Genomic DNA, 21,261 nt, shown 5'->3' with positions numbered 1-21,261 from the left:
ACACGCCGATGTTGCACGTCGCCATCGTCGGAGCTGGGCCGGCGGGTTTCTACACCGCCGAGGCACTGGCAAAGCGGCTCGGGACGGTCGCGATCGACATCATCGACCGGCTGCCGACGCCGTACGGGCTGATCCGCGCCGGGGTTGCGCCCGACCACCAGTCGATCAAGGCGGTCGACCGGCGGTATCAGGCGGTCCTTGCCGGGGGCGTCCGCTTCGTCGGCAATGTCGAGATCGGAGAGGACGGCGTTTCGATCGGCGAACTGACCGGGCTGTACGACGCGGTCGTCCTCGCCACGGGGGCACCGCGTGACCGCCCGCTCGGGATACCGGGCGAGGATTTGCCCGGCGTCCTCGGCTCGGCGGCGTTCGTCGGCTGGTACAACGGGCACCCCGATTTCGCCGATCTCGACGTCCCGCTCGGGCAAGCGGGGGCGTGCGTCATCGGCAACGGCAACGTCGCGATCGACGTCGCCCGGCTGCTCGCGAAGACCTCTACCGAGCTCGCTGCGTCGGACATCGCCCGCCATGCCCGCACCGCCCTCGCCGCGAGCGCGGTCCGCGACATTCACCTCATCGGACGGCGCGGGCCGTATCAGGCGAGCTTCACCCCGAAGGAGATGGGCGAACTCGGCCTGCTCGAACGCGCCCAGCCGAAGGTCGACGCCGCCGACCTGCCCGATGCCGCAGGCGATGCCGCGCTTGACCCGGGCTTGCGGAAAGTCGTCGGGCACTTGCGGAGCTTCGCCGCAGCACCGTGGGCGGGCAAGCCGATCGCGATCGACTTCGACTTTCTCACCCGCCCGGTCGCGATCGAGCGGCACGGCGACGCGTTGCGGCTGATCGTCGAGGCGACCCGGCTCGACGGCGATGTCGCGGTCGGCACCGGGACGATGCGGTCGATCGACTGCGGGCTGATCGTCGGCTGCATCGGCTACCGCACCGCCGAGATTCCCGGCGTGCCGTTCGACACCGCGCGCGGTCGCTTCGTCAACGATAACGGGCACATCGCGCCGGGGCTGTACGTCACCGGCTGGGCGCGACGCGGGCCAAGCGGAACGATCGGCACCAACCGCCCCGACGGCGGCGAGGTCGCCGAGGAAATCGCGACCGAGATCAGCCCCGGCAGCCGTGCCGGGGGCGGGGGCCTCGACGCGTTGCTTGCTGCGCGCGCGATCCGCCCGGTGACCTTCGCCGGCTGGCAGGCGATCGACGCCGCCGAGATCGCCGCCGCGACCCACCCCGCGCCGCGCGACAAGCACGTTACGCGCGCCGCGTTGCTCGCCGCCGCAGACGGCGGTTGCGCTGGCGGAACCACCCCGCTATAGCCTCGCGCCTTGCGTCGGGGCGTAGCTCAGCCCGGTAGAGCGCTGCCTTCGGGAGGCAGAGGCCGGAGGTTCGAATCCTCTCGCCCCGACCATGAATTTAACGATCTATTGCTTATTCCTCTCGCCTTTTTTGGCGATTGTTAAGCCGTCGTTATGGCTCATAACGTACAATCGCACGATGAATATGGAGAATGGGTCCAGTGCGACGCTGGTGGCGCTGTCGATATCCGTTGCGGTTTTCGGCTCGTTTACGGCACTGAACCTCGCGGGCCGCATCGCCACCGCCGAAGCGTCCGCCCGGCGCTGGTGGATATTCGCCGCCGCCACCGCGCTTGGGGGCGGCACGTGGGCGATGCACTTCGTCGGCATGCTGGCGATGGACCTGCCGGCGGTCTACGGCGTCAACCTCACCCTCGTTTCATTTCTGCTCCCGATCGTCGTAAGCGGCATTGGCCTCCATGTCGTCGCACGCTTCCCCGGGAACCGGGTCGCGCTCGCCTGTAGTGGACTGTTCGTCGGCTGTGGCGTCGCGACGATGCATTATACCGGCATGGCGGCGATGAAGATCCCGGGGGTCTTGGTTCGCTACGACGAGCGGCTCGTCGCCGCGTCGATCGGCATCGCCATCGCTGCCGCAACCCTGGCGCTGTGGCTCGCCTTTCGTGCACGCGGGAGTTTCCAGCGGCTCGTCGCTGCCGTGGTCATGGGCGCGGCGATTTCCGGCATGCACTATACCGGGATGGCGGCGGCGGAGTTCGTCGTCACGCATCAACCTGCTGCCGTTGCCGGCCCGGTCATCCCGCGCGCGGTCGTCGCCTTCATCGTCTCGGGTGCCGCGACGTTCCTGCTGCTGCTCGCGCTGGTGACCGCATTCTTCGATCGCAAGCTTGCCGCGCTGACGATTCACGAGGTCGAAGCGCTCAAGGAGAGCGAGACGCGGTACCGCCTGCTGATCGAAAACGCCTCCGACGTCATCGGCGTTCTCGATAGCAATGGGCGGTTTGTGTACGAAAGTTCGAGCGCATTGTCGGTGCTCGGCTATGCCACCGACGAGATCATCGGCCGCCATTTGACCGACTTCGTTCCCGTCGATAGTCGCGATGCGGCGCAGCGCTTCCTCGGCCGGGTGTTCGAGCGCCGCGACGGCCCGGCCACTTCGGAGCTACTGCTTTTTCAGAAATCGGGTGACCGCCGCGTTTTCGAGGTCGTCGCGACCAACCTGCTCGACACCCCGCCGATTTCCGGGATCGTCGTGAACCTCCGCGATATCACCGAGCGGACGCAGCTTGTCGCGCAGCTCGAGGCGCTGTCGGAGACCGATCTTCTGACGGAGACGCTCAACCGTCGCGGTTTCGGCCGGTGTGCCGAACGTGATTTCGAGCGGGCCCGGCGCGACGGCGAGATGCTCACCATCGTGATGATGGACCTCGACCATTTCAAACGGGTCAACGATCTCTACGGCCATGCGGCCGGCGACCTGGTGCTTGCGAAGGTCGCCAGCGCCTGTGCCGCGGAAATTCGGGGCGGCGACCTTCTCGGACGGATGGGCGGCGAGGAGTTCGCGCTGCTGCTCGCCGGCGGCGACATGGCTGCGGCGATACAGATCGTCGACCGTCTGCGAACCTTGGTCAGCGCGTGCACGGTCTCGACGATCCGCGGCTATGTTTCGGTCACCGCAAGCTTTGGAATCGCCCATGTCAGTCCGCCTATATCCGAGCTGAGCGACGCCCTGAGCCTCGCTGATGAAGCGCTGTACGAAGCCAAGAACGCCGGGCGCGATTGCATCAGGATACGAGCCTGACGGCCGGGGCGCTGCTCTCGCCCCGGCTCGCGCGCGTTTACGCCATGTCGAACACGAGCAGCTCGCCGTCGCCCGCGATCGCCAGCGCGGTCTCACCGGTAATCGCGGCTGCGTCGCCCGCGCTCAGGCCGACGCCGTTGATCGTCGCGTCGCCGCGCACCGTCTGGACCCAGACGCGGCGTCCGGCGGCGACGGGCAGAATGATCGGCGCGCCCTCGCCCGGGGTTGCGCGGTACAGGTCGACGTCCTGGTGGATCACCACCGCATTGTCGTGGCGCTGGCGCGACGCGATCAGGTCGAGTCCTCCGGGGCGCGGCGCGGCGATCGTCACCTGCTCATAGCCCGGCGTCAGGCCGCGGCGCTCGGGGAGGATCCAGATCTGGAACGAGTGGATCGCCTCGGTCCGGCTCGGGTTCATCTCGGCGTGGCGAATGCCGGTCCCGGCGGTCATCCGCTGGATTTCGCCGGGGCGGATGATCGTCGCGTTGCCCATCGAATCCTTGTGCGCCATCGCCCCCGAGACGATGTACGAGACGATTTCCATGTCGGCATGGCCGTGCTCGCCGAAGCCGGCGCCGCCGGCGATATGGTCCTCGTTGATCACGCGCAGCGGCCCGAAGCCCATGTGCGCGGGGTCGTAGTAATCGGCGAAGCTGAAGCTGAAGCGGGCGTCGAGCCAGCCGATGTTCGAATGGCCGCGCTCGGCGGATTTACGGACTTTGATCATGGGGGCGTCTCCGGTCGCGCGACGACGGTCGCACGCTTGCCGGTGCGATATGGGACGCCGGAGACGTGGCCGCAATCGGTGTGTCGCCAAACGGTAACAGACTAAATGTAGTGGGTGATCAGTATTGGCAGGCGGATGCTGGCCCGATGGTGACCCTTCCACTCAGAGCCTTCGCGGCGGGCGTCGCAGTCCCGGCGGAAGTGACGTCGGCGACGTCGCGCACATGGACCGCCGACGACGACGACGGCCACCCCAAGCGCAAGCTCAAGTTCCGCACCGTCTGGATTTCCGACACGCATCTCGGCACGTCGGGGTGCAACGGTGATCTGCTGCTCGATTTCCTCAAGTCGATCCAGCCCGAGACGCTGTATCTCGTCGGCGACATCATCGACGGCTGGCGGCTGAAGCGCGGTTGGTACTGGCCGCCGCGCCACAACGACATCGTCCGCCGCGTCCTCAAGCTGGCGAACAAGGGCGTCCGCGTCGTCTATGTCCCCGGTAACCACGACGAGGTGCTGCGCGACTACACGGGGCTGAGCTTCGGCGGGGTCGAGGTCGTGTCGGAGGCCATCCACACCACCGCCGACGGACGGCGGCTGCTCGTCCTCCACGGCGACGAGTTCGACGGCGTCGTGCTGTATGCCAAGTGGCTCGCGTTCCTCGGCGACTATGCCTACGCCGCGCTGCTCAAGTTGAACGTCGGCTTCAACATCGTCCGCCGCCGCTTCGGCCTGCCGTACTGGTCGCTGTCGGCGCACGTGAAGAAGAAAGTCAAGAACGCCGTCTCGTTCATCTCGCGCTTCGAGGAGGCGGTCGCCCACGCCGCCATCGAGCGCGGCGTCGACGGCGTCGTCTGCGGTCACATCCACTCGGCCGAGATCCGCCAGTTCGGCGGCGTCACCTATTTCAACGATGGCGACTGGGTCGAAAGCTGCACCGCGCTCGTCGAACACACCGACGGCCGAATGGAGATCATCGACTGGGCGAAACGGACCGCGGCGCGCCGTGTGGGGGCAGAGGCGAGCGAGCCGGAGTTGGAGCTGGTTTAGGGCGACAAAGCTTCGCAAGCTTCCTCCAACTGCCACAAATATTCGGCGGCCATGCAAAGCGAGAATTTGGTCGTACCGTGCCATCACGCGACGTACGGTCTGTCGTCAAATCTGGCCGTTCGCCACGAGTTGACCCAACACCGCATTGACGCGCGTCTGCCATCCCGGACCACTGCCACGTAGATACTCCACGGTATTCGCATCAAGCCGGATTTTTACCTCGACCTTGGGGGTATCCAATTTAGGGCGCCCGCGGCGGGAAGGCTTCATTCCCGCCAGAAAAGCCGCATCCATCGGTGGATTGTCATCGTGAATCTTTGAATCAAACTTATCCATGATAGAACCTCGTTTCATGCTTCTCTGCCGGGCGCAGGCTGATGACCCGCACCGCGTCGTCATCGGAGCCCTCCGTGAAGACCATCACGAAAAGCCGTGTATCGATCATCCCGATCGCGACAAAACGGACTTCTTCGTAGTTGAACCGGTCGTCTTCGCGCTCGAGTGCGGTGTCCCAATCGAAGCTGACTGCAGCGTGCAAGGAAACCCCGTGCTTGACCCGGTTGACGTCGTCCTTGGCCGGATCGAACTCTATTTTCACCTGTTTTATGTGCACCCAAAAAATATGCTGCGCAAGGCTGGACGGATAGCGGACCTTGAAATCCGCCCGACGGCGTAACGTCGCCGCCGCCAGAGAGTGCGGTGCCGCTGTTCTACACGGTGTTCGGTCGGGTAGGGGTGGGCGGCTCGATCACAAGGAAGCCGATCCGTTGACCCGCGCCACGACCCTCCCATGCGCCTGACCGTCGTCTCCGACGCGTGGACCCCGCAGGTCAACGGGGTCGTCCGCACACTGACGACGACCGTCGCGCAGTTGCAGGCGCGCGGGCATGTCATCCAGACGATCACGCCCGACCGGTTTTTCTCGGTGCCGTGCCCGACGTATCCCGAGATCCGGCTGGCGCTGACGACGCCGCGGCGGGTGGGGGTGATGATTGCAGAGTTTCATCCCGAGGCGGTCCATATCGCGACCGAGGGGCCGCTTGGCTGGCTCGCGCGGAATTGGTGCCTCAAGCGCGGGGTGCCGTTCACGACGTCGTTCCACACACGCTTCCCCGACTATGTCGCGGCGCGGACCGGCTTGTCGCCGGCGTGGCTGTGGCGCTGGCTGGTGCGGTTTCACGGCGCGGCACGGCACATCCTCGTCGCGACGCCGCGGCTGGCGGAGGAATTGCACGGCCACGGTCTCGCTGCGACGCGGCTGTGGTCGCGCGGCGTCGACCTCGCGCAGTTTAATCCCGGGGTGCCGCCGCCCGCAGCCTATGCCGGGCTCGCGCACCCGATCATGCTCAGCGTCGGGCGGGTCGCAGTCGAGAAGAACATCGCCTCGTTCCTCGATGCGAAAGTCGCGGGAACCAAGGTCGTCGTCGGCGACGGCCCCGCGCTCGCGGCGATGCGCGCGCGGTACAAGGACGTGGTGTTCCTCGGCAGTCTCCAGGGGGCCGCGCTCGCTGCTGCTTATGCGGGGGCCGATGTGTTCGTGTTTCCGAGCCTGACCGATACATTCGGGTTGGTGATGATCGAGGCGCTGGCGAGCGGGGTGCCGGTCGCGGGGTTCCCGATCGCGGGGCCGCTCGATGTCATCGGCGCGGAGGGGAGCGGGGTGGTGCCGGGGTTCGACGCGCGGGTCGGGGCGGTCGATGATGATCTGGCGACGGCGATCGCGGCAGCGCTGATGACGAACCGGGCGGATTGTGCGGCGTATGCCGCGAACTTTCGCTGGGAGGTGTGCGTCGATCAGTTCCTCGCGGGGCTGGCGGATATCGAGGGGCCAATCGATCTGACGCCGGTGTGAGGGTGAGCTTTCTAAATCCTCCCTCGCGGTTGCGGGGGGGACCGCGCCCTTCTTGGGGCGTGGTGGAGGGCGCGGTCCACGCCAAATTTTCGTTGCGGAAGACCCCCTCCACCATCGCAAGGGCGACCGTCCCCCTCCCCCTAAGGAGGGGGAAGATTTAGAGGATGCCCGCCCGATTAAGAGTTTACCCCGCCGCTCGCTCGTACTTCATCGTGATGCTCCCCTTGTACCGCACAGCCCCCGCCTCCACGAACCCGCAGCGGCGGGCGACGCGGATCGATGCGACGTTCTCGCGGTCGATGATGCATGCGGTCTTCGCAAAACCGTGGCCATCGCCCCACGCCAGCGCGGCGCGAATGCCCTCGCTCGCCAGCCCGCGACCGTGCGCGGCAGCGATGAACGACCAGCCCATTTCGGGGACTTCGATCGGCGGGGCGATTGCGCGCTCGAAATTGGCGAAGCCGAGCTCGCCGAGATAATTGCCGTCGTCGCGGTCCTCGACCGCCCAGAAGCCATAGCCGAACCAGTCCCAGTGCCCGGTGTAGCGGAGCAGCCGCGCCCAGCTTTCCTCGCGGGTGAACGGGCGGCCGCCGGTGAAGCGCGTGACGACGGGGTCGGCCCACTTCGCCGCCGCGGCGTCGAGGTCGCTCGCGCGGTGCCCGCGCAGCCGCAGCCGCGCGGTCTCGAGGACGGGCACGTCAACCACGCCAGCCGTCCCGCAACTCGCGCTTGAGCACCTTGCCGATCGCGCTGCGCGGCAGGGCGTCGAGCGCGACGATCGCCGCAAGCCGTTGGGTCTTGCCGAGCCGCTCGTTGGTCCACGCCCGCGCACCTTCGGGGTCGGCGCCGTCGCGCATCACGACGAAGCCGACCGGGGTCTCGCCCCAGGCGTCGGATGGGACGCCGACAACCGCGCCCTCGACGACTCCGGGTGCCTGCGCGAGGACGGCTTCGAGGTCGGACGGGTAGATGTTGAACCCGCCCGAGATGATCATGTCCTTCTTGCGGTCGAGCAGCGTCAGGAACCCCTCGTCATCGAAGCGCCCGACGTCGCCGGTGCGGATGAAGACCTTGCCGTCGGGACTGGTCCAGCGCGCGTCGGCGGTCTTGCCGGGCTGGCCGTGGTAGCCGGTCATCATCGCGGGCGAATGGCCGACGATCTCGCCGGTGGTGCCGGGGGGCACCTCGACGCCAGCGTCGTCGATCAGGCGAATGTCGTGCCCGGGCGCGGGCTGGCCGACGGTGTGGAGCTTGTCGGGATAGAGATGCGCGATGAGGATGCAGCTGCCGCCGCCCTCGGTCATGCCGAAATATTCGACGAGGCCGCCCGGCCAGCGCGCGAGGACGTCGGCCTTGAGCGCCGCCGCGAAGGGGGCGCTGGTGGCGAACTTCATCTGGTAGCGCGACAGGTCGAACGCATCGAAGTCGGGCAGCTCCATGATCCGGCGGTATTGGACCGGCACGAGCATTGCGTGGGTGACGCCGTGGCCGACAGACAATTCGAGCGCGCGGCGGGCGTCGAACTTCGCCATCAGCACCAGTGCGCCGCCGTTGGCCAGTGTCGGGATGACGCTGACGAGGGTGGTATTCGAATAGAGCGGGGTCGAGACGAGCGTGACGGTGTCCGCCGCATAGCCGAGCATCGTCCCGCGCCCGACGTGCGCCCAGCGCATCGCGTGGCTTTGGACGATGCCCTTGGGCGCTCCAGTCGTCCCGCTCGAGTAGATGATGTTGAACGGCATGTCGGGCGTGACGTCGACCGGGGCGGGATTGTCCGCCGAAAGCCACGCGGCGAAATCGGCGAAGCGGGTGACCGGGGCGGGGAGGCGGCGGTCGCCGATCGCGGCGGCGTTGTCGGCGTCGAGGAAGATCCGCGCCGCTCCGCTGTCGGTCATCATCGTCACCAGCGCGTCGGGCGTCGACGACGGCGCGAGCGGGGCGACTGCGACCCCGGCGCGCAACGCCCCCATGAACAGCACGACATAATCGGCGCTCGTGCCCGCAGCGATCGCGATCGACCCGCCGGGGCCGATGCCGTCGCGCTGGAGGCTCGCGGCGACGCGGTCCATCGCGGCGTCGAGGGCGTGGTAGGTCAGCCGCCGCTCGCCATCGACGATCGCGACGCGGTCGGGCGCGGCGGCGGCGTGGGCGGCGATCAGGTCGGCGAGGTGGCCGAATGGCTGGTCGAGGGCGGTGGCCGGGAAGGCGGGTGTGGCGGCGGAGGTCATGCCGCTTTCGTAGCGCGGATTTCGGGCGCTTGCTCCGCCTATTTCATCAATCCCGCCGAGCGCAGCGTGTCATGGATCAGGCCGGTCACATCGAACTTGGGGTGCCTGTGCGGGTTGGCCGGTTGCGGCCGGGGTTCGGCCTTGTGCGGGGCGTGTGCGCGTGGCGCAGCTGCTGCCGCCAAGCCCCAGAATGCCGCGATCCGGGCGCTCGAGCCGATCCCGACGTCGAGCATGAATGGCGCGGCGGCGCTGCCATCGAGCCCGTCGATCGGGGTGCCATGCCCCATGCCGTCGACCGTCACCATCTCGACCACCGCGACCCCTGCAGCATTGCGCCAGACATCGCCGTCGCGGGTTGCGCCATGGACATCCGCCCACTGGAGGGCGACCGCGTCGCCATTCCTGACGCTGACGGTGCGGTCGACGTCACCGTGCCACACCGAGACGATCGGCCAAGGCCCGGTAAACGTTGACGCGGCGCGGACCCGATTGCCCAACAGCCGGGGCGACGTTTCGGTCGGGCGGGCCATCGCCTGCATCGCTTCGGGAACGCCATGCGCCGCACCGAACGGCAGCCCGGCGATCACCGCACCACCGGCAAAGACATCGGGGTAGGTTGCCAGCATCACGCTCGCCATCGCCCCGCCCGCCGACAGGCCGGTGACAAAGACCCGCGCTGAATCGAGCCGGTGGTGCGCGACCATCGCTGCGACGGCATTGGCGATCGACGCCGCCTCACCGCTGCCCCGCCGGATATCCGACGACTCGAACCAATTAAAACAAGTGTTTGGATTGTTCGCCCGCGTCTGTTCGGGAAAGAGCAGCGCGAAGCCGTGGCGCTCGGCAAGCGTCGACCAGCCGCTCCCGGCGTCATAGCCCGCAGCGGTCTGGGTGCAGCCGTGGAGGACGACAACCAGCGGTGCAGTGTCCGGCAGCCCGGCAGGGACGAAGCTCAACATCCGCAAAGCGCCGGGGTTGTCGAACGATCCCGTAAACTCGGTCAGGGCGATGTTGACCGGCTCGGGCGAAGACGCGCGGCGTCGCGCGGGATTGGGTCGGGGCATCGAAACCTCGTTATGCTGCAATGCAACATAACACGCGAAGCCTTCATAAGTCTCGCTTCAGGCGCGTGCGAAAGCATCTTTTCCCATTGTCGCCGCGACGGCAGCAGCAAGATCGGATTGGTGAAACGGCTTTGCCAGGCGCGGCATCGTTGGGTCCAGCGTGTCGCCCTCGGCAAATCCGGTGATGATCAGCACCGGCAGCCCCGGGCGTTCGAGCCGCAACGCCGCAGCCAGCGCCGCGCCGTTCATCCCCGGCATCAGATAATCGGTGATGACCAGAGAAATGCTGTTTCGAACCAGATGCAGCGCCTCGGCGGCGGCGTCGGCTTCGACGACCTCATAGCCGAGGTCGACGAGCATCGCCGCAGTGACCGACCGCACCAGCGGCTCGTCGTCGACGAGGAGGATGCGCTGCCCGGTGCCGCGCTCCTTGCCACCCTCGTCGGCCGCGGGTTCGCCGTCGGCCGCGCGCGCTGCCGGCAGCCACAGATGCGCGCGCGTCCCTTCGCCCGGCGCGCTATCGAGTTCTAGCCAACCCCCCGATTGTGCGGCGAGCCCGTGCACCATCGACAGGCCAAGCCCAGTGCCGCGACCCACCGCCTTGGTGGTGAAGAATGGCTCGATCGCGCGGCGCCGTGTCGGTTCATCCATGCCGCTGCCGGTATCGGCGACGGTGATGCGGATATAGTCGGCGTCGGCGTGGCGCATCGGCGCAACCGCGATCGTCAGCGTGCCCACGCCGTTCATCGCATCGCGGCCATTGATCGCGAGGTTGAGGATCGCCAGTTCGAGCTGCGCCGGGTCGACTTCGGCAAAGCTGTCGTCGCCGGCGGTGATCGCGATCTCGATATCGGGGCCGAGCGAGCGCGCGAGCAGGTCGCGAACGCCGTCGATCAGCGCGACGATGTCGACCGACCGCGATGTCAGGACCTGACGGCGCGAGAAAGCGAGGAGCCGGTGCACCAGTGTCTTCGCGCGTTCGGCGGCGGTCAGCGCGCCGTCGATCAGCTTTGCCGCGCGGGGTTCGGGGGTCCGCCGCGAGAGCAGGTCGAGGCTGCCGATGATCGGGGTCAGCAGGTTGTTGAAATCGTGCGCGACGCCGCCGGTGAGCTGACCGATCGTCTCGAGCTTCTGGGCCTCATGCAGCTGGGCCAGCGCGCGCTCACGCGCCGTGACGGCTTCGGCGACGTTCGCCTTGAGCGCTTCGCCGGCGGTGCGTGCGTCGTCGATATCGGTGTGAACGCCGACCCACTCGCGAACTGTGCCGTCGGCAATAACCGGCAGCGCGCGTACCTTGAACCAGCGGTAACTGCCGTCGGCGACGCGGACCCGGTGTTCGAAGACGAACGGCGCGCGTGCGGTGACCGCGACGTTCCACGCATCGACCGTCGCCGCGGCGTCGTCCGGATGGATCGCGGCGGCCCAGCCATAGCCGCGATACTCGTCGGGGGCCTGGCCGGTCAGCGCGCTCCACCCGCGTTGCTCGCCGATCATCTCGCCTTCGGGCGAGTTGGTCCACAGGACGCCCGCCATCGCATCGACCGCAGCGCTGAACCGCGCGACGGCGGCACTCATCGCCTCGGCAGCAACGCGGGACTCGGTGAGGTCGAAGTTGATTCCGACGACGCGCTCGGGGGCGCCTGCAGCATCGCGGATGAGGCGTGCCCGCGCGCCGAGCCAGCGCCAGCCGCCCTCGACGCGGACCCGGAAGTCGGTCGAATATGTCGCGACGCCAACCGTTGCCGGCGACGGTTCGGCGGCCGCCAAGTCATCGGGATGAACTCGTGCGCGCCATTCATCATACGTCGGCGTCGGTGTGTCGGCCGGCAGATCGTAGAGCCCAAACATCTCGCGCGACCAGATCAGCCGCCGGTTGGCGAGGCGCAGTTCCCACGCGCCGGCGTTCGCCGCTTCCATCGCCAGCCGGTTCCGCTCGCGGTCGTCATGCGCGGTAACGGCAGCGGCGCGCGTGCCGGTCAGGTCGCGAATCAACGCAATCGAACGGCGGACGACGCCGTCGTGGTCGGGGACGCATGCCGATGCGACGCGTACCCAGACGATCCGCCCGTCCTTCGCCAGCAGTCGCCCCTCGTGGTTGGGCGAGCAGTCTTCGATGCGCTCGGCGTGAAACATGCTGCTCGTGACCGTGTCGGTCGGATCGATCAGCGAGTCCGTGGTGACCCCCGTCAGCGTCCCCGGTGCATAACCGACGATCGTGCAGAATTTGGCATTGGCGGCGATAATCCGATGCGTGTCGGTCGTGAACCGCACCATCCCGACGTCGGCGCTGCCGAACAACGCTCTGAAATCGCTGGCAAGGGTTGAGTCATCGGTGCCGCCAAAATCAGGTCTCATCCGCCGAAACGCCCTCATGTCCGCGAATGTGGCACGAATATTTCAAAAACGCGCAATGATCAGCCCGGTTCCGACATTTTAACAGCTGCGTAGCGATGCATCCGGTCGACGTGGTTTTACAAGGAGTTCGGGCGCCACCGATTGACCCGCCGCGCCGCTGCCGCCAGGGTCGACGTCAACGCGAGGGGAGAGACGATGCACGACGCCGTGTCGACCGACGACGCTGCCGTGCAGCCCGAGGCCGCAGCAATGCAGGCGCGCCGCCGCACGCTTATCGCGCTTTTGTTCGTCGCGATCACGCTCAATTACGTCGACCGGCAGGTGCTGGCGCTGCTCAAGCCGACGCTCGAGGCGGAGTTCCACTGGAGCGACCAGCAATACGCCCACCTCGGCTCGACCTTCCAGATCGCGGCGGCGGCGGCATTGCTGTTCGTCGGGCCGTTCGTCGACCGCGTCGGGGTGCGGCGCGCGCTCGGCATCGGCGTCGCATTATGGAGCCTTGCCGGGATGGCGCACGCCTTCGCGTCGTCGGTCCAGCAATTCGTCGTCGCCCGTGTCGTGCTCGCGGCGGCGGAATCGATCGGTACGCCGGCGGCGGTCAAGGCGGCGGCGGTGTATCTCCCGCTCAAGCAGCGATCGCTCGCGCTCGGCATCGGCAATATCGCGCCGAACATCGGGGCGATCCTGACCCCGCTGCTGATTCCGCCGCTCGCGCTCGCGTTCGGCTGGCGCGCGGCGTTCATCATGACCGGTGCGCTCGGCTTCGCGTGGCTAATCGCGTGGATCATCGGCACGCGGCGGCTGGTCCCCGTCGACGCGGTCCCGGCGGTGCGCCCGCGGGTCAATTGGAGCGAGATGCTGCGCGACCGGCGGACGTGGGCGATCGTCGGGGCGAAGGCGCCGACCGACTGCGTCTGGTGGTTCGTGCTGTTCTGGATGCCCGACTTCTTCCACCGCGTCTTCGGCATGAGCCAAGGTAAGCTTGGGCTGCCGATAGTGCTGATCTACGCGATGGCGGCGGCAGGGGCGCTGTCGTCGGGTTTGCTGTTCCCCCGGCTGCTCGACCGGGGGTTGAGCATCGACGCCGCGCGCAAGCGGTCGATGCTGTGCTTTGCGCTGCTGATCCTGCCGATGCCGCTTGCACTGTGGAGCAGCAGCCCGTGGGGCGCGGCGCTGGCGATCGGCCTCGCGCTGTTCGCGCACCAGGGATTTTCGACCAACATCTTCGGGTTGGCATCGGATGTGGTGCCGACCGCGCGGGTGGGGACGGTAATTGCGCTTGGCGCGGTCGCGGGAAATTTGTCGGGAAGCGCGATGCTCGAGCTGACCGGGTGGTCGCTGGGAGCGGGACAAGGGTATTGGCCGATGTTCGCGATCTGCGCGGGGGCGTATCTGGCGGCGACGTTGTGGGTGCATGTGCTGTTGCCGGTGATCCGGGTGGCGCACGCGTAAGAACGGCGCGGGCAAAGCCCGCGCTGTCGTCGGACGAGTTCGACTGCGGTCGTAGCCGCCGCCGTCCGGGCTTGCACGAGTCGTCGACCAGCTACCGAACGTGAAGGACGTTCGCCTCGCTGGTCGACGCCGCGCCGCGCCTAGAAGTTCACCCGGCCGGTCACCCCGTAATAGCGGTCCGCATCGCGCGGAATCTGGTACCGGTACGACCCGCCCGGCCCGCCGTTGGTGATCGCCGCGGCGAACGCCTTGTCGAACAGGTTCCGCACCTGGAACGTCAGCTTATACTTGTCGGCGTGGTCGGTGATCCCGGCCTGGAGGTTGACCAAGCCATACGCCCCGATCGTTCCCAGCCGGCGCTGAACCGCGTCGGCGGCGAACAATGCGAGCTCGCTCGACTGGAAGGACCCCTGCGCGCCGACGAAGAAGTCGACCGGCAGACTGTCGGTGCGGATACGATAGTCGGCGCCGAGGCTGCCCTTCCACTTCGGCGCGAAGCCGAGCGGGGTGCCCGGCGCGATGACCGCCGGGGCGGCGGCTCCGGGGGCGACGGCGGGGATCTTGAACTTGTCGACGTGCGCGTCGGTGTAGGCGAGGCCGCCGGTGACGCTGAGGTCGCGGACCGGGCGATACAGCAAATCGAGCTCGCCGCCGCGGGTCGAGACATCGCCCGCATTGGTGAAGCGCGTGACGACGACGCCGCCCGCGAGGTCGGGGTTGTTCGCCTGGAAGTTGTGATACTTGGCGAGGTAGCCGGCGAGGTTGACCGTCAGCTTGCCGCCGAGCAGCGTGTTCTTCAGCCCGATCTCATACGCGTTCGACGTCTCGGCCTCGATCACGTTGGTCCCGGTCGTCGTCAGGTTGTAGAATACGTTATACGCCGGGCCCTTGTAGCCGCGCGCGTAGGTCGCGTACGCCGTCGAGCCGTGGCTGATGTCGTACTGCACGCCGGCCTTTCCCGAGACATTGTCCTTCGACGTGCCGGTGCGGAACGGGACGCCGTTCGGTGCGCCGCCGGCGAACACCCCCGCATCGAAGCTCGGGTTGATCCCCGGTCCGGCGAGCGTTGTGACGCGCGTCTCGAAGACGTCGAGCTTGTCGTGGGTGTAGCGCAGCCCGCCGATCAGCCGGAGGTTGTCGAGCAGGCGGTACGTCCCCTGGCCGAACAGCGCGAGGTTCTCGAACTTCGAGCCGAAGTCGGCGGTCCCGGTCGGGAAAGTCGACGGCGCGGCGAGCGGGCTCGTGCATGGCGTCAGCACCGTCGGCGCGGGAGCGACGAGTGCGCCGCAGACCTGGTCGGTGCGGGTGAAGATCCGCTCCGACTTGGCGTTCGAATAATAGGCCCCGAGGACATAGGTCAGCGGCTTGTCGGCGGGCGACGTCAGGCGGAATTCCTGGCTGAACGTGTCCCCGGTCTGCGGCCCGTCGTCGTGGAGTTGGTTGAAGCCGATATACGCCGCGGGCAGGAAATCGCCGTCGCGGATCTCCTCGTTCTTGTAGTTGCGATACGCGGTGATCGACGTGACGACGAAATCGCCGAGGTTAAGGTCGCCCTGGAGCGAGAAGCCGTAGCCGGTCTCCTTCGTCCGGGTGACGAGGTTCTGGTCGATCGTGCGGCTGTTGACGCCGAGCGGGGCCGGCAGCACCGCGGTCGTCGGGTTGGCGATGACCTGCCCGGCGGCGTTCAAGGGCGGCGTGGCGATGACCTCGGCGCAGCAGTCGTCGTTGTTGCGGTGATAGTCGCCGATCGCAGTCAGCTTGAGGGTTTCGGTCGCGTCGCCCTCGACGATCGCGCGGACGCCGTAATGCTCGAAGCCGTTGACCTTGCGGTTCACCGTCGGCGCGACGTTGAAGATGTTGCCCTTATAGTCGTCGTAGAACCCGTTGACCCGGGCGCGAACGGTCGACGAGAACGGCACGTCGACCGCGGCGCGCAGGCGGTATTCGGCGGCGCTGAAATAGCTCGCCTCGACATAGCCGCCAAGGACGTCGCCGGGCTTGACCGAGACGATGTTGATCACGCCCGCGCTTGCGTTCTTGCCGAACAGCGTGCCCTGAGGCCCGCGCAGGACTTCGATCCGCTCGACATCGACGAGGTCGCTGAACGCCTCGCCGGCACGGCTGAGGACGACGCCGTCGAGGACGGTCGACACCGACGGCTCGCCCGCGATCGAGAAGGTCGCGGTGCCGACGCCGCGAAGGAACAGCGACTGGTTGAGCGTCGTCCCCGACTTGAGGAAGTTGAGCGACGGCACGAGATATTGCGCACCCTCTAGGTTGACCTTGCCGGTCGCCGCGAGCGCCGCGCCGTTGATCACCGACACTGCCACCGGCACGTCCTGCAAGCGCTCGGGGCGCTTTTGCGCGGTGACGATGATGTCCGCGCCGATGTCGTCGGCGGCGGCAGCCACCGCCGCCGTGGTGTCGACTGCCGGGGCAGGGGTCGCGGCCTGCTGTGCAGTCGCCGCGAACGGCAGCGCCACCGCCAGTATAGTCCCAGCCAGCATCAACGAGCGCAGCGACATTCAATATCCTCCCCGAAATAACCGGCGGTTTGCCGCCTGATTGCGTTGCCGCTTTGGTCGCCCCGGGTCGCGAAAGCAATTCGCTGTGGCGGTAAAGCGTGTCTTCGGACCGGATATGTAACTTTTGTGCCACGGTGGTCCGGTTCCAACCGTCACCCCGGCGCAGGCCGGGGCCCACCTCACCCCGCAACACGAAATCCGGCGCTTGCACGGCCATGGGCCACGGCCTGCGCCGGGGTGACGCGCGTGGGAGCTAAAGCCCCAACTCCCCCATCTCGACCACGCGATGCTCGCGCGCGCTGATCTCCGCCGCGATCCCGATCGCCACCGCCCGCAGCCCGTCGTCGGCAGTCACCGCGACCGGCCCGTCCCCTCGGACCGCAGCGGCAAAGGCCTGGTGCTGGTAGAAGGTCGCGCCGTGGTGCTGGCCCGCGCTGAGCGCCGCCGGGTCGACCGCGACGTGGCTGCGCTCGACGCGCTTGGGGTTCATAAATCCGACGCGGGGGGAGTAGACGATCTCGCCCGCCGGAATCAGGCAGTCGAGCCGCGCGGCGTCGCCGACCGCGACGATCTCCTCCTGGTTCTCCGCGCCATCGGCAAACATGCTGAGGTCGAGCATCGCGCGGACGCCGTTGGCGAAGTCGACCGTGGTGAAGCTGTTGTCGATGATGTCGGGGACCTCGCCGCCGTATGTCTCGTCGCGGTGGTTGACCCCCGCCGCGCCCGAACAGAACACGCGGACCGGCTCGCTTTCGACGATGACGCGCATCAGGTCGAAGAAGTGGCAGCATTTCTCGACCATCGTCCCGCCGGTGTTGCGGTTGAAGCGGTTCCAGTCGCCGACCTTGACGAGGAACGGGAAGCGATGCTCGCGGATCGACAGCATCTTCAAATGCCCGACGCGCCCGCGATGGACCTGCGCGATGAACTCGGCGGCGGGCGGCATGTAGCGATATTCCATGCCGGTCCAGAACACCTTGTCGTACCCCGCCACCCGCGCGGCGATGTCGCGGGCATCGTCGAGCGTCGTCGCCAGCGGTTTTTCACACAGGATGTTGAGGCGCGCATCGAGCAGCGGCCCGAGGACTTCGTGATGCGTGAAGTTCGGCGACGCGATCAGCACCGCGTCGACCGTTCCGCTCGCCGCGAGCGCCGCCGGATCGGCATAGACCGTGACGTCCGCCCCGATCGCCGCCTGCGCCCGCTCGATCGACGTCGCCACCGGATCGACCAGCGCGACGATGCTGCTTCCGGGTGTCAGCTTGAGGTTGGCGATATGCTCGATCGCCATCATCCCCGCGCCGACGATACCCCAGCGGATCGTGTCTCCCATTCGTCGCGTCCCTGTGCCAAAAGCCGGTGATGACCGAAATCATCCTTTCGTCCGAACCGCGCCTTCTGGGCAAGTCCGGGATGCTCGTCTCGCCCCTCGCATGGGGCATGTGGCGGTTTTCCGGCGACGACGTCGCTGCCGCGCGGGTCCGGGTCGAGGCGGCGTTCGAGGCGGGGATCACGCTGTTCGACACCGCCGACATCTACGGCCCCGACAACGCCGAGCGATTTGGCGCTGCGGAGGATCTACTCGGGCGCGTCTTCACCGAAGCTCCGGCGCTGCGCGATAAGATGGTGCTGGCGTCGAAGGGCGGGATCCGGCTGGGCGTGCCGTACGATTCGTCGCCCGCCTACATCATCGAGGCGGTCGACGCCTCGCTCAAGCGGCTGCGAACCGAACGCATCGACCTTTGGCAAATCCACCGCCCCGACCTGCTCGCGCATCCGGCTGAGACAGCAGCGACGCTCGAGGAGCTGGTGCTACAGGGCAAGATCGTCAGCGTCGGGGTTTCGAACCATACCCCATCGCAGACGGCAGTCCTCAAATCATATCTGAATATTCCGCTGGCCTCGACCCAGGATGAGTTCTCGCCACTTAGTCTCGCGCCGCTGTTCGATGGACGGATCGACCGGGCGATGAAATACGGGATGGCAGTGTTGGCTTGGTCGCCGCTAGGCAAGGGGCGGCTGGCGAGCAACGATGCCGCCGACGACCGGGTAACTGCAACCCGAGCCGCGCTCGACACGCATGCCGATAAATACAACGTGAGCCGCGCTGCGGTCGCCTATGCATGGATCATGGCGCACCCGGCCAAGCCGATTCCGATCGTCGGCAGCCAGAACCCGGCGCGGATCGTCGAGGCGGCGGACGCGTACAAGGTGCGCTTCGAGCGCGCCGAATGGTATTCGATCCTCGAAGCGAGCCTCGGCGAGCGCCTGCCATGAGCTGCGAAGTCAGCTGGTTCTCGGCATTGTGCGACGACGATTATGAATTCCTCGGGGTGCCGGACGCCAAGCTGAAGTCGAGCTGGGAGCATTGCCGCGACATCGTCCTCGGCGCGGAGACGGGCGGATTCGACAACGTCCTGCTGCCGTCGGGTTATGCGCTCGGGATCGACGCGACCGCCTTCGCCGCCGGGATCGCGGTGCTGACGCGACGGATACGCCTGCTCCTCGCGGTGCGGGTCGGGGAGACGTGGCCGCCGCAACTCGCGCGGCAGATCGCGACGCTCGACCGGATGCTTGGCGGACGGTTGACGGTGAATATCATCAGTTCCGACATGCCCGGTGAGACGCTGGCGAGCGCGCCGCGCTACGCCCGTACGGTCGAATTGATGAGCATTCTCAAGACTCTGCTCAACGGCCAGCCGCTCGATCATCAGGGCGAGCATTGGCAGCTCAAGCTCGATCCTCCCGCCGCGACGACGCTCAGCGGCAAGTGTCCTTTGCTGTATTTCGGGGGCCTGTCGCCCGACGCGCGCGAAGCCGCCGCCCGCCAAGCCGACGTCTATCTGATGTGGCCCGACACGATGCCTGCCGTGCAGGCGATTCTCGACGACATGCGCGCTCGCGCTGCGAACCACGGCCGCACGCTCAAGTTCGGCTACCGCGTCCACGTCGTCGTCCGCGACACCGAGGCCGAAGCGCGCGATGCCGCCTCCCGCCTGCTGTCGAAGCTCGACGCCGCGACCGGCGACGCGATCCGCGCCAAGTCGCTCGACTCGCATTCGGAGGGCGTCCGCCGCCAGGCGGAACTCCGCGCGAGCGCCGGCAACGAGGGCTATGCCGAGGATAATCTCTGGACCGGGATCGGCCGCGCGCGCTCGGGCTGCGGCGCTGCCATCGTCGGCGATCCCGATCAGGTGCTCGCGAAACTGCAGGCGTATGAGGCGATGGGGATCGAGGCGTTCATCCTGTCGGGCTATCCGCACGCGGCGGAGGCGGATCTGTTTGCGCGGCATGTGCTGCCGAGGATGACGCATGGGCCGCTCTGATTCTCCAAGCAGCACGGCGCTCCTTCTCCCCTCTCCCTCAAGGGGAGAGGGACGGCTATGATCTACAAATCGGTCGCGATCGTCGGCGCGGGCTTCTCCGGCTCGCTCCTCGCGATCAACATCCTCCGCCACGCCGGGCCGCAGGCGACGCTGATCGAGCGGCGCCCGGTGTTCGGGCGCGGGACTGCTTACTCCGCGCCGCACCCGTCGCACCTGCTCAACGTCCGCGCCGGCAACATGAGCGCGCTCAGCGACCGACCCGCGCATTTCGCCGAATGGTGCACCGCGCGCGGGCTCGGCGACGGCGGCAGCTTCGTCCAGCGCCAGCAGTACGGCGAATATCTCGGCGAACTCCTTGAACGCTCGTCGGCGCGCGCTGGCGACCGGCTTGTGCTGGTTCGAGACGAGGCCATCTCGGCGACGGTATCGGACGACGGGGTAATCGTCGGGCTCGCCGACGGGCGGAGCCTCCCGGTCGACGCGCTCGTCGTCGCGGTCGGCAACCTTCCGCCGCACGCGCCCCCGGGACTCGATCCCGACGCGTTGCCGGGCGACATCTACGCCCCCGACCCGTGGGACCCGGCGACGGTCGACGGGCTGACCGCCGACGACACGGTGATGCTGATCGGCACCGGGCTGACGATGGTAGACGTCGCGCTGTCGCTCGATGCGGCAGGATTCCGAGGCAAGATCGTCGCGCTGTCGCGGCGCGGATTGCTGCCGCGCCCGCACGTTCCGCCGGGGCCGGCGGGGGATCGTAACGAGAAGCCGACGACGGTCGCCTCGGCGCTCCTTGCCGAAATCCGCGAGCGCGCCGGCGACATCGGCTGGCGCGCGGCGGTTGACGAACTGCGTCCGTTTACGCAGGGCCTGTGGCTGTCGGCGAACGGAGACGAACGCGCGCGCTTCCTCCGCCACCTGCGCCCGTGGTGGGACGTCCACCGCCACCGCCTCGCCCCCGCTGTCGCCGCCAAGATCGACGCGATGGTCGCGCGCGGGCAGCTGAGCATCGTCGGCGGCAAGCCGTCGGCGTACGTCCCCGAGGGCACCGGCGTCGCGGTCACCTACCGCCCGCGCGGGGCCGACGCCGAAACCACATTGCATGTCCGCCGAATCGTCAATTGCACCGGGCCGCAGGGCGACCTCGCGCGGTCGTCCGAGCCGGTGCTGCGGTCGCTGATCGAGGCCGGGCACGCCCGCGCCGATCCCGCCCGGCTCGGACTCGACGTCGACTCGCAGTCGCGGCTGATCGGCGCGAACGGCGAGGCGCATCCGCGGCTGTTCGGCCTCGGCCCGATGACGCGCGGCGCGTTTTGGGAGATCGTCGCGGTCCCCGACATCCGCACGCAGGTTTGGACGGTGGCGCGGCGGCTCGCGCAGGCGCACTGGGTGGGCGGCGAGGGGCTCTAAAATCCTCCCCGGCTTCGGGGAGGGGGACCATCGCCCTTCGCGATGGTGGAGGGGCGGTGGAGCGGGTTCGATCTGCGAGCCCGCTCCACTGCCCCTCCGTCGCGCAAGCGCGCGCCACCTCCCCGAAGTCGGGGAGGAGCTAAG

Annotated in this window: 17 protein-coding genes and 1 tRNA gene; 9 read left to right on the top strand and 9 right to left on the bottom strand. The window is 67.7% G+C overall.

The annotated features are described in order from the left end of the window. Positions 1–8 precede the first annotated feature (8 nt). The 3 genes from KZX46_RS18850 (at position 9) to KZX46_RS18840 (ending at position 3,129) form a co-directional block, all read left to right on the top strand. Positions 9–1,328, top strand: coding sequence for an FAD-dependent oxidoreductase (locus KZX46_RS18850; protein WP_219775249.1), 1,320 nt, complete (start codon positions 9–11; stop codon positions 1,326–1,328). A 15-nt stretch (positions 1,329–1,343) separates the two neighbouring features. Then, a tRNA-Pro gene (locus KZX46_RS18845) sits at positions 1,344–1,420 on the top strand. Positions 1,421–1,512: 92 nt separating this feature from the next. Continuing rightward, positions 1,513–3,129 carry a diguanylate cyclase gene (locus KZX46_RS18840; RefSeq protein WP_219775248.1) on the top strand — a complete coding sequence of 539 codons (1,617 nt, stop codon included), beginning with the start codon at positions 1,513–1,515 and terminating at the stop codon, positions 3,127–3,129. A gap of 37 nt (positions 3,130–3,166) precedes the next feature. Here the strand turns inward: KZX46_RS18840 and KZX46_RS18835 are convergent, their stop codons facing one another. After that, positions 3,167–3,856: a pirin family protein gene (locus tag KZX46_RS18835; protein ID WP_219775247.1), complete on the bottom strand. Its 690-nt coding sequence runs from the start codon at positions 3,854–3,856 to the stop codon at positions 3,167–3,169. 146 nt (positions 3,857–4,002) lie between these two features. Between KZX46_RS18835 and KZX46_RS18830 the strand changes: the two genes are divergently transcribed. Continuing rightward, positions 4,003–4,905, top strand: a complete 903-nt coding sequence (locus tag KZX46_RS18830) for a UDP-2,3-diacylglucosamine diphosphatase (protein ID WP_219775246.1) — start codon at positions 4,003–4,005, stop codon at positions 4,903–4,905. A 105-nt stretch (positions 4,906–5,010) separates the two neighbouring features. Here the strand turns inward: KZX46_RS18830 and KZX46_RS18825 are convergent, their stop codons facing one another. Together KZX46_RS18825 and KZX46_RS18820 are read right to left on the bottom strand one after the other, a co-directional pair. Then, positions 5,011–5,241 (bottom strand): BrnA antitoxin family protein, encoded by a 231-nt coding sequence (locus KZX46_RS18825; RefSeq protein WP_219775245.1) that lies wholly within the window; start codon positions 5,239–5,241, stop codon positions 5,011–5,013. Next, positions 5,234–5,503, bottom strand: coding sequence for a BrnT family toxin (locus KZX46_RS18820; protein WP_226896060.1), 270 nt, complete (start codon positions 5,501–5,503; stop codon positions 5,234–5,236). The genes KZX46_RS18825 and KZX46_RS18820 overlap by 8 nt, the downstream gene beginning before the upstream one ends. A 192-nt stretch (positions 5,504–5,695) precedes the next feature. Here KZX46_RS18820 and KZX46_RS18815 point away from each other — a divergent pair, with 192 nt between their 5' ends. Continuing rightward, positions 5,696–6,757, top strand: coding sequence for a glycosyltransferase family 1 protein (locus KZX46_RS18815; RefSeq protein WP_219775243.1), 1,062 nt, complete (start codon positions 5,696–5,698; stop codon positions 6,755–6,757). 184 nt (positions 6,758–6,941) lie between these two features. Here KZX46_RS18815 and KZX46_RS18810 read toward each other — a convergent pair whose 3' ends face one another. From KZX46_RS18810 to KZX46_RS18795, 4 genes are read right to left on the bottom strand one after another with little or no spacing between them, the layout of a single operon-like run. After that, entirely contained in the window at positions 6,942–7,463 is a 522-nt protein-coding gene (locus tag KZX46_RS18810; protein WP_219775242.1) for a GNAT family N-acetyltransferase, read from the bottom strand. After that, positions 7,456–8,985 carry a class I adenylate-forming enzyme family protein gene (locus tag KZX46_RS18805; RefSeq protein ID WP_219775241.1) on the bottom strand — a complete coding sequence of 510 codons (1,530 nt, stop codon included), beginning with the start codon at positions 8,983–8,985 and terminating at the stop codon, positions 7,456–7,458. Before KZX46_RS18805 ends, KZX46_RS18810 begins: the two co-directional genes overlap by 8 nt. Positions 8,986–9,023: 38 nt before the next feature. Next, on the bottom strand, positions 9,024–10,049 hold the full coding sequence (locus tag KZX46_RS18800; protein WP_219775240.1) for a PHB depolymerase family esterase: 1,026 nt from the start codon (positions 10,047–10,049) through the stop codon (positions 9,024–9,026). A gap of 57 nt (positions 10,050–10,106) precedes the next feature. Further along, positions 10,107–12,404 (bottom strand): PAS domain-containing protein, encoded by a 2,298-nt coding sequence (locus KZX46_RS18795; RefSeq protein ID WP_219775239.1) that lies wholly within the window; start codon positions 12,402–12,404, stop codon positions 10,107–10,109. Positions 12,405–12,653: 249 nt separating this feature from the next. On the opposite strand from KZX46_RS18795, the gene KZX46_RS18790 reads away from it, so the two are divergent. Further along, on the top strand, positions 12,654–13,856 hold the full coding sequence (locus KZX46_RS18790) for an MFS transporter (RefSeq protein WP_219777098.1): 1,203 nt from the start codon (positions 12,654–12,656) through the stop codon (positions 13,854–13,856). 140 nt (positions 13,857–13,996) lie between these two features. On the opposite strand, the gene KZX46_RS18785 is transcribed toward KZX46_RS18790, so the two are convergent. Beyond that, positions 13,997–16,381 (bottom strand): TonB-dependent receptor, encoded by a 2,385-nt coding sequence (locus KZX46_RS18785; RefSeq protein ID WP_219775238.1) that lies wholly within the window; start codon positions 16,379–16,381, stop codon positions 13,997–13,999. A gap of 253 nt (positions 16,382–16,634) precedes the next feature. Continuing rightward, the gene (locus KZX46_RS18780; protein WP_219775237.1) at positions 16,635–17,714 is read right to left on the bottom strand and encodes a Gfo/Idh/MocA family protein; all 1,080 of its coding nucleotides are present in this window, start codon (positions 17,712–17,714) and stop codon (positions 16,635–16,637) included. A 29-nt stretch (positions 17,715–17,743) separates the two neighbouring features. Between KZX46_RS18780 and KZX46_RS18775 the strand changes: the two genes are divergently transcribed. The 3 genes from KZX46_RS18775 to KZX46_RS18765 are packed head-to-tail and all read left to right on the top strand — an operon-like array spanning position 17,744 to position 21,117. Continuing rightward, positions 17,744–18,658 (top strand): aldo/keto reductase family oxidoreductase, encoded by a 915-nt coding sequence (locus tag KZX46_RS18775; protein ID WP_219775236.1) that lies wholly within the window; start codon positions 17,744–17,746, stop codon positions 18,656–18,658. Then, complete coding sequence (locus KZX46_RS18770) at positions 18,655–19,707, top strand: LLM class flavin-dependent oxidoreductase (protein WP_219775235.1); 1,053 nt, start codon at positions 18,655–18,657, stop codon at positions 19,705–19,707. The genes KZX46_RS18775 and KZX46_RS18770 overlap by 4 nt, the downstream gene beginning before the upstream one ends. 57 nt (positions 19,708–19,764) lie before the next feature. Then, on the top strand, positions 19,765–21,117 hold the full coding sequence (locus tag KZX46_RS18765) for an FAD/NAD(P)-binding protein (RefSeq protein WP_219775234.1): 1,353 nt from the start codon (positions 19,765–19,767) through the stop codon (positions 21,115–21,117). The last annotated feature ends 144 nt before the right edge of the window (positions 21,118–21,261 follow it).

It is taken from the genome of Polymorphobacter sp. PAMC 29334 (assembly GCF_019431245.1).
GTDB classification, from domain to species: Bacteria; Pseudomonadota; Alphaproteobacteria; order Sphingomonadales; family Sphingomonadaceae; genus Polymorphobacter_B; species Polymorphobacter_B megasporae.
This window is presented reverse-complemented; position numbering and strand designations above follow the sequence as displayed.

Coding starts and splice junctions, on each gene's coding strand:
- KZX46_RS18815 (WP_219775243.1), top strand. CDS start 5,696: ATGCGCCTGACCGTCGTCTCCGACGCGTGGACCCCGCAGGTCAACGGG.
- KZX46_RS18770 (WP_219775235.1), top strand. CDS start 18,655: ATGAGCTGCGAAGTCAGCTGGTTCTCGGCATTGTGCGACGACGATTAT.
- KZX46_RS18775 (WP_219775236.1), top strand. CDS start 17,744: ATGACCGAAATCATCCTTTCGTCCGAACCGCGCCTTCTGGGCAAGTCC.
- KZX46_RS18765 (WP_219775234.1), top strand. CDS start 19,765: ATGATCTACAAATCGGTCGCGATCGTCGGCGCGGGCTTCTCCGGCTCG.
- KZX46_RS18780 (WP_219775237.1), bottom strand. CDS start 17,714: ATGGGAGACACGATCCGCTGGGGTATCGTCGGCGCGGGGATGATGGCG.
- KZX46_RS18840 (WP_219775248.1), top strand. CDS start 1,513: ATGGAGAATGGGTCCAGTGCGACGCTGGTGGCGCTGTCGATATCCGTT.
- KZX46_RS18790 (WP_219777098.1), top strand. CDS start 12,654: ATGCAGGCGCGCCGCCGCACGCTTATCGCGCTTTTGTTCGTCGCGATC.
- KZX46_RS18850 (WP_219775249.1), top strand. CDS start 9: ATGTTGCACGTCGCCATCGTCGGAGCTGGGCCGGCGGGTTTCTACACC.
- KZX46_RS18805 (WP_219775241.1), bottom strand. CDS start 8,985: ATGACCTCCGCCGCCACACCCGCCTTCCCGGCCACCGCCCTCGACCAG.
- KZX46_RS18825 (WP_219775245.1), bottom strand. CDS start 5,241: ATGGATAAGTTTGATTCAAAGATTCACGATGACAATCCACCGATGGAT.
- KZX46_RS18795 (WP_219775239.1), bottom strand. CDS start 12,404: ATGAGACCTGATTTTGGCGGCACCGATGACTCAACCCTTGCCAGCGAT.
- KZX46_RS18785 (WP_219775238.1), bottom strand. CDS start 16,381: ATGTCGCTGCGCTCGTTGATGCTGGCTGGGACTATACTGGCGGTGGCG.
- KZX46_RS18800 (WP_219775240.1), bottom strand. CDS start 10,049: ATGCCCCGACCCAATCCCGCGCGACGCCGCGCGTCTTCGCCCGAGCCG.
- KZX46_RS18835 (WP_219775247.1), bottom strand. CDS start 3,856: ATGATCAAAGTCCGTAAATCCGCCGAGCGCGGCCATTCGAACATCGGC.
- KZX46_RS18830 (WP_219775246.1), top strand. CDS start 4,003: ATGGTGACCCTTCCACTCAGAGCCTTCGCGGCGGGCGTCGCAGTCCCG.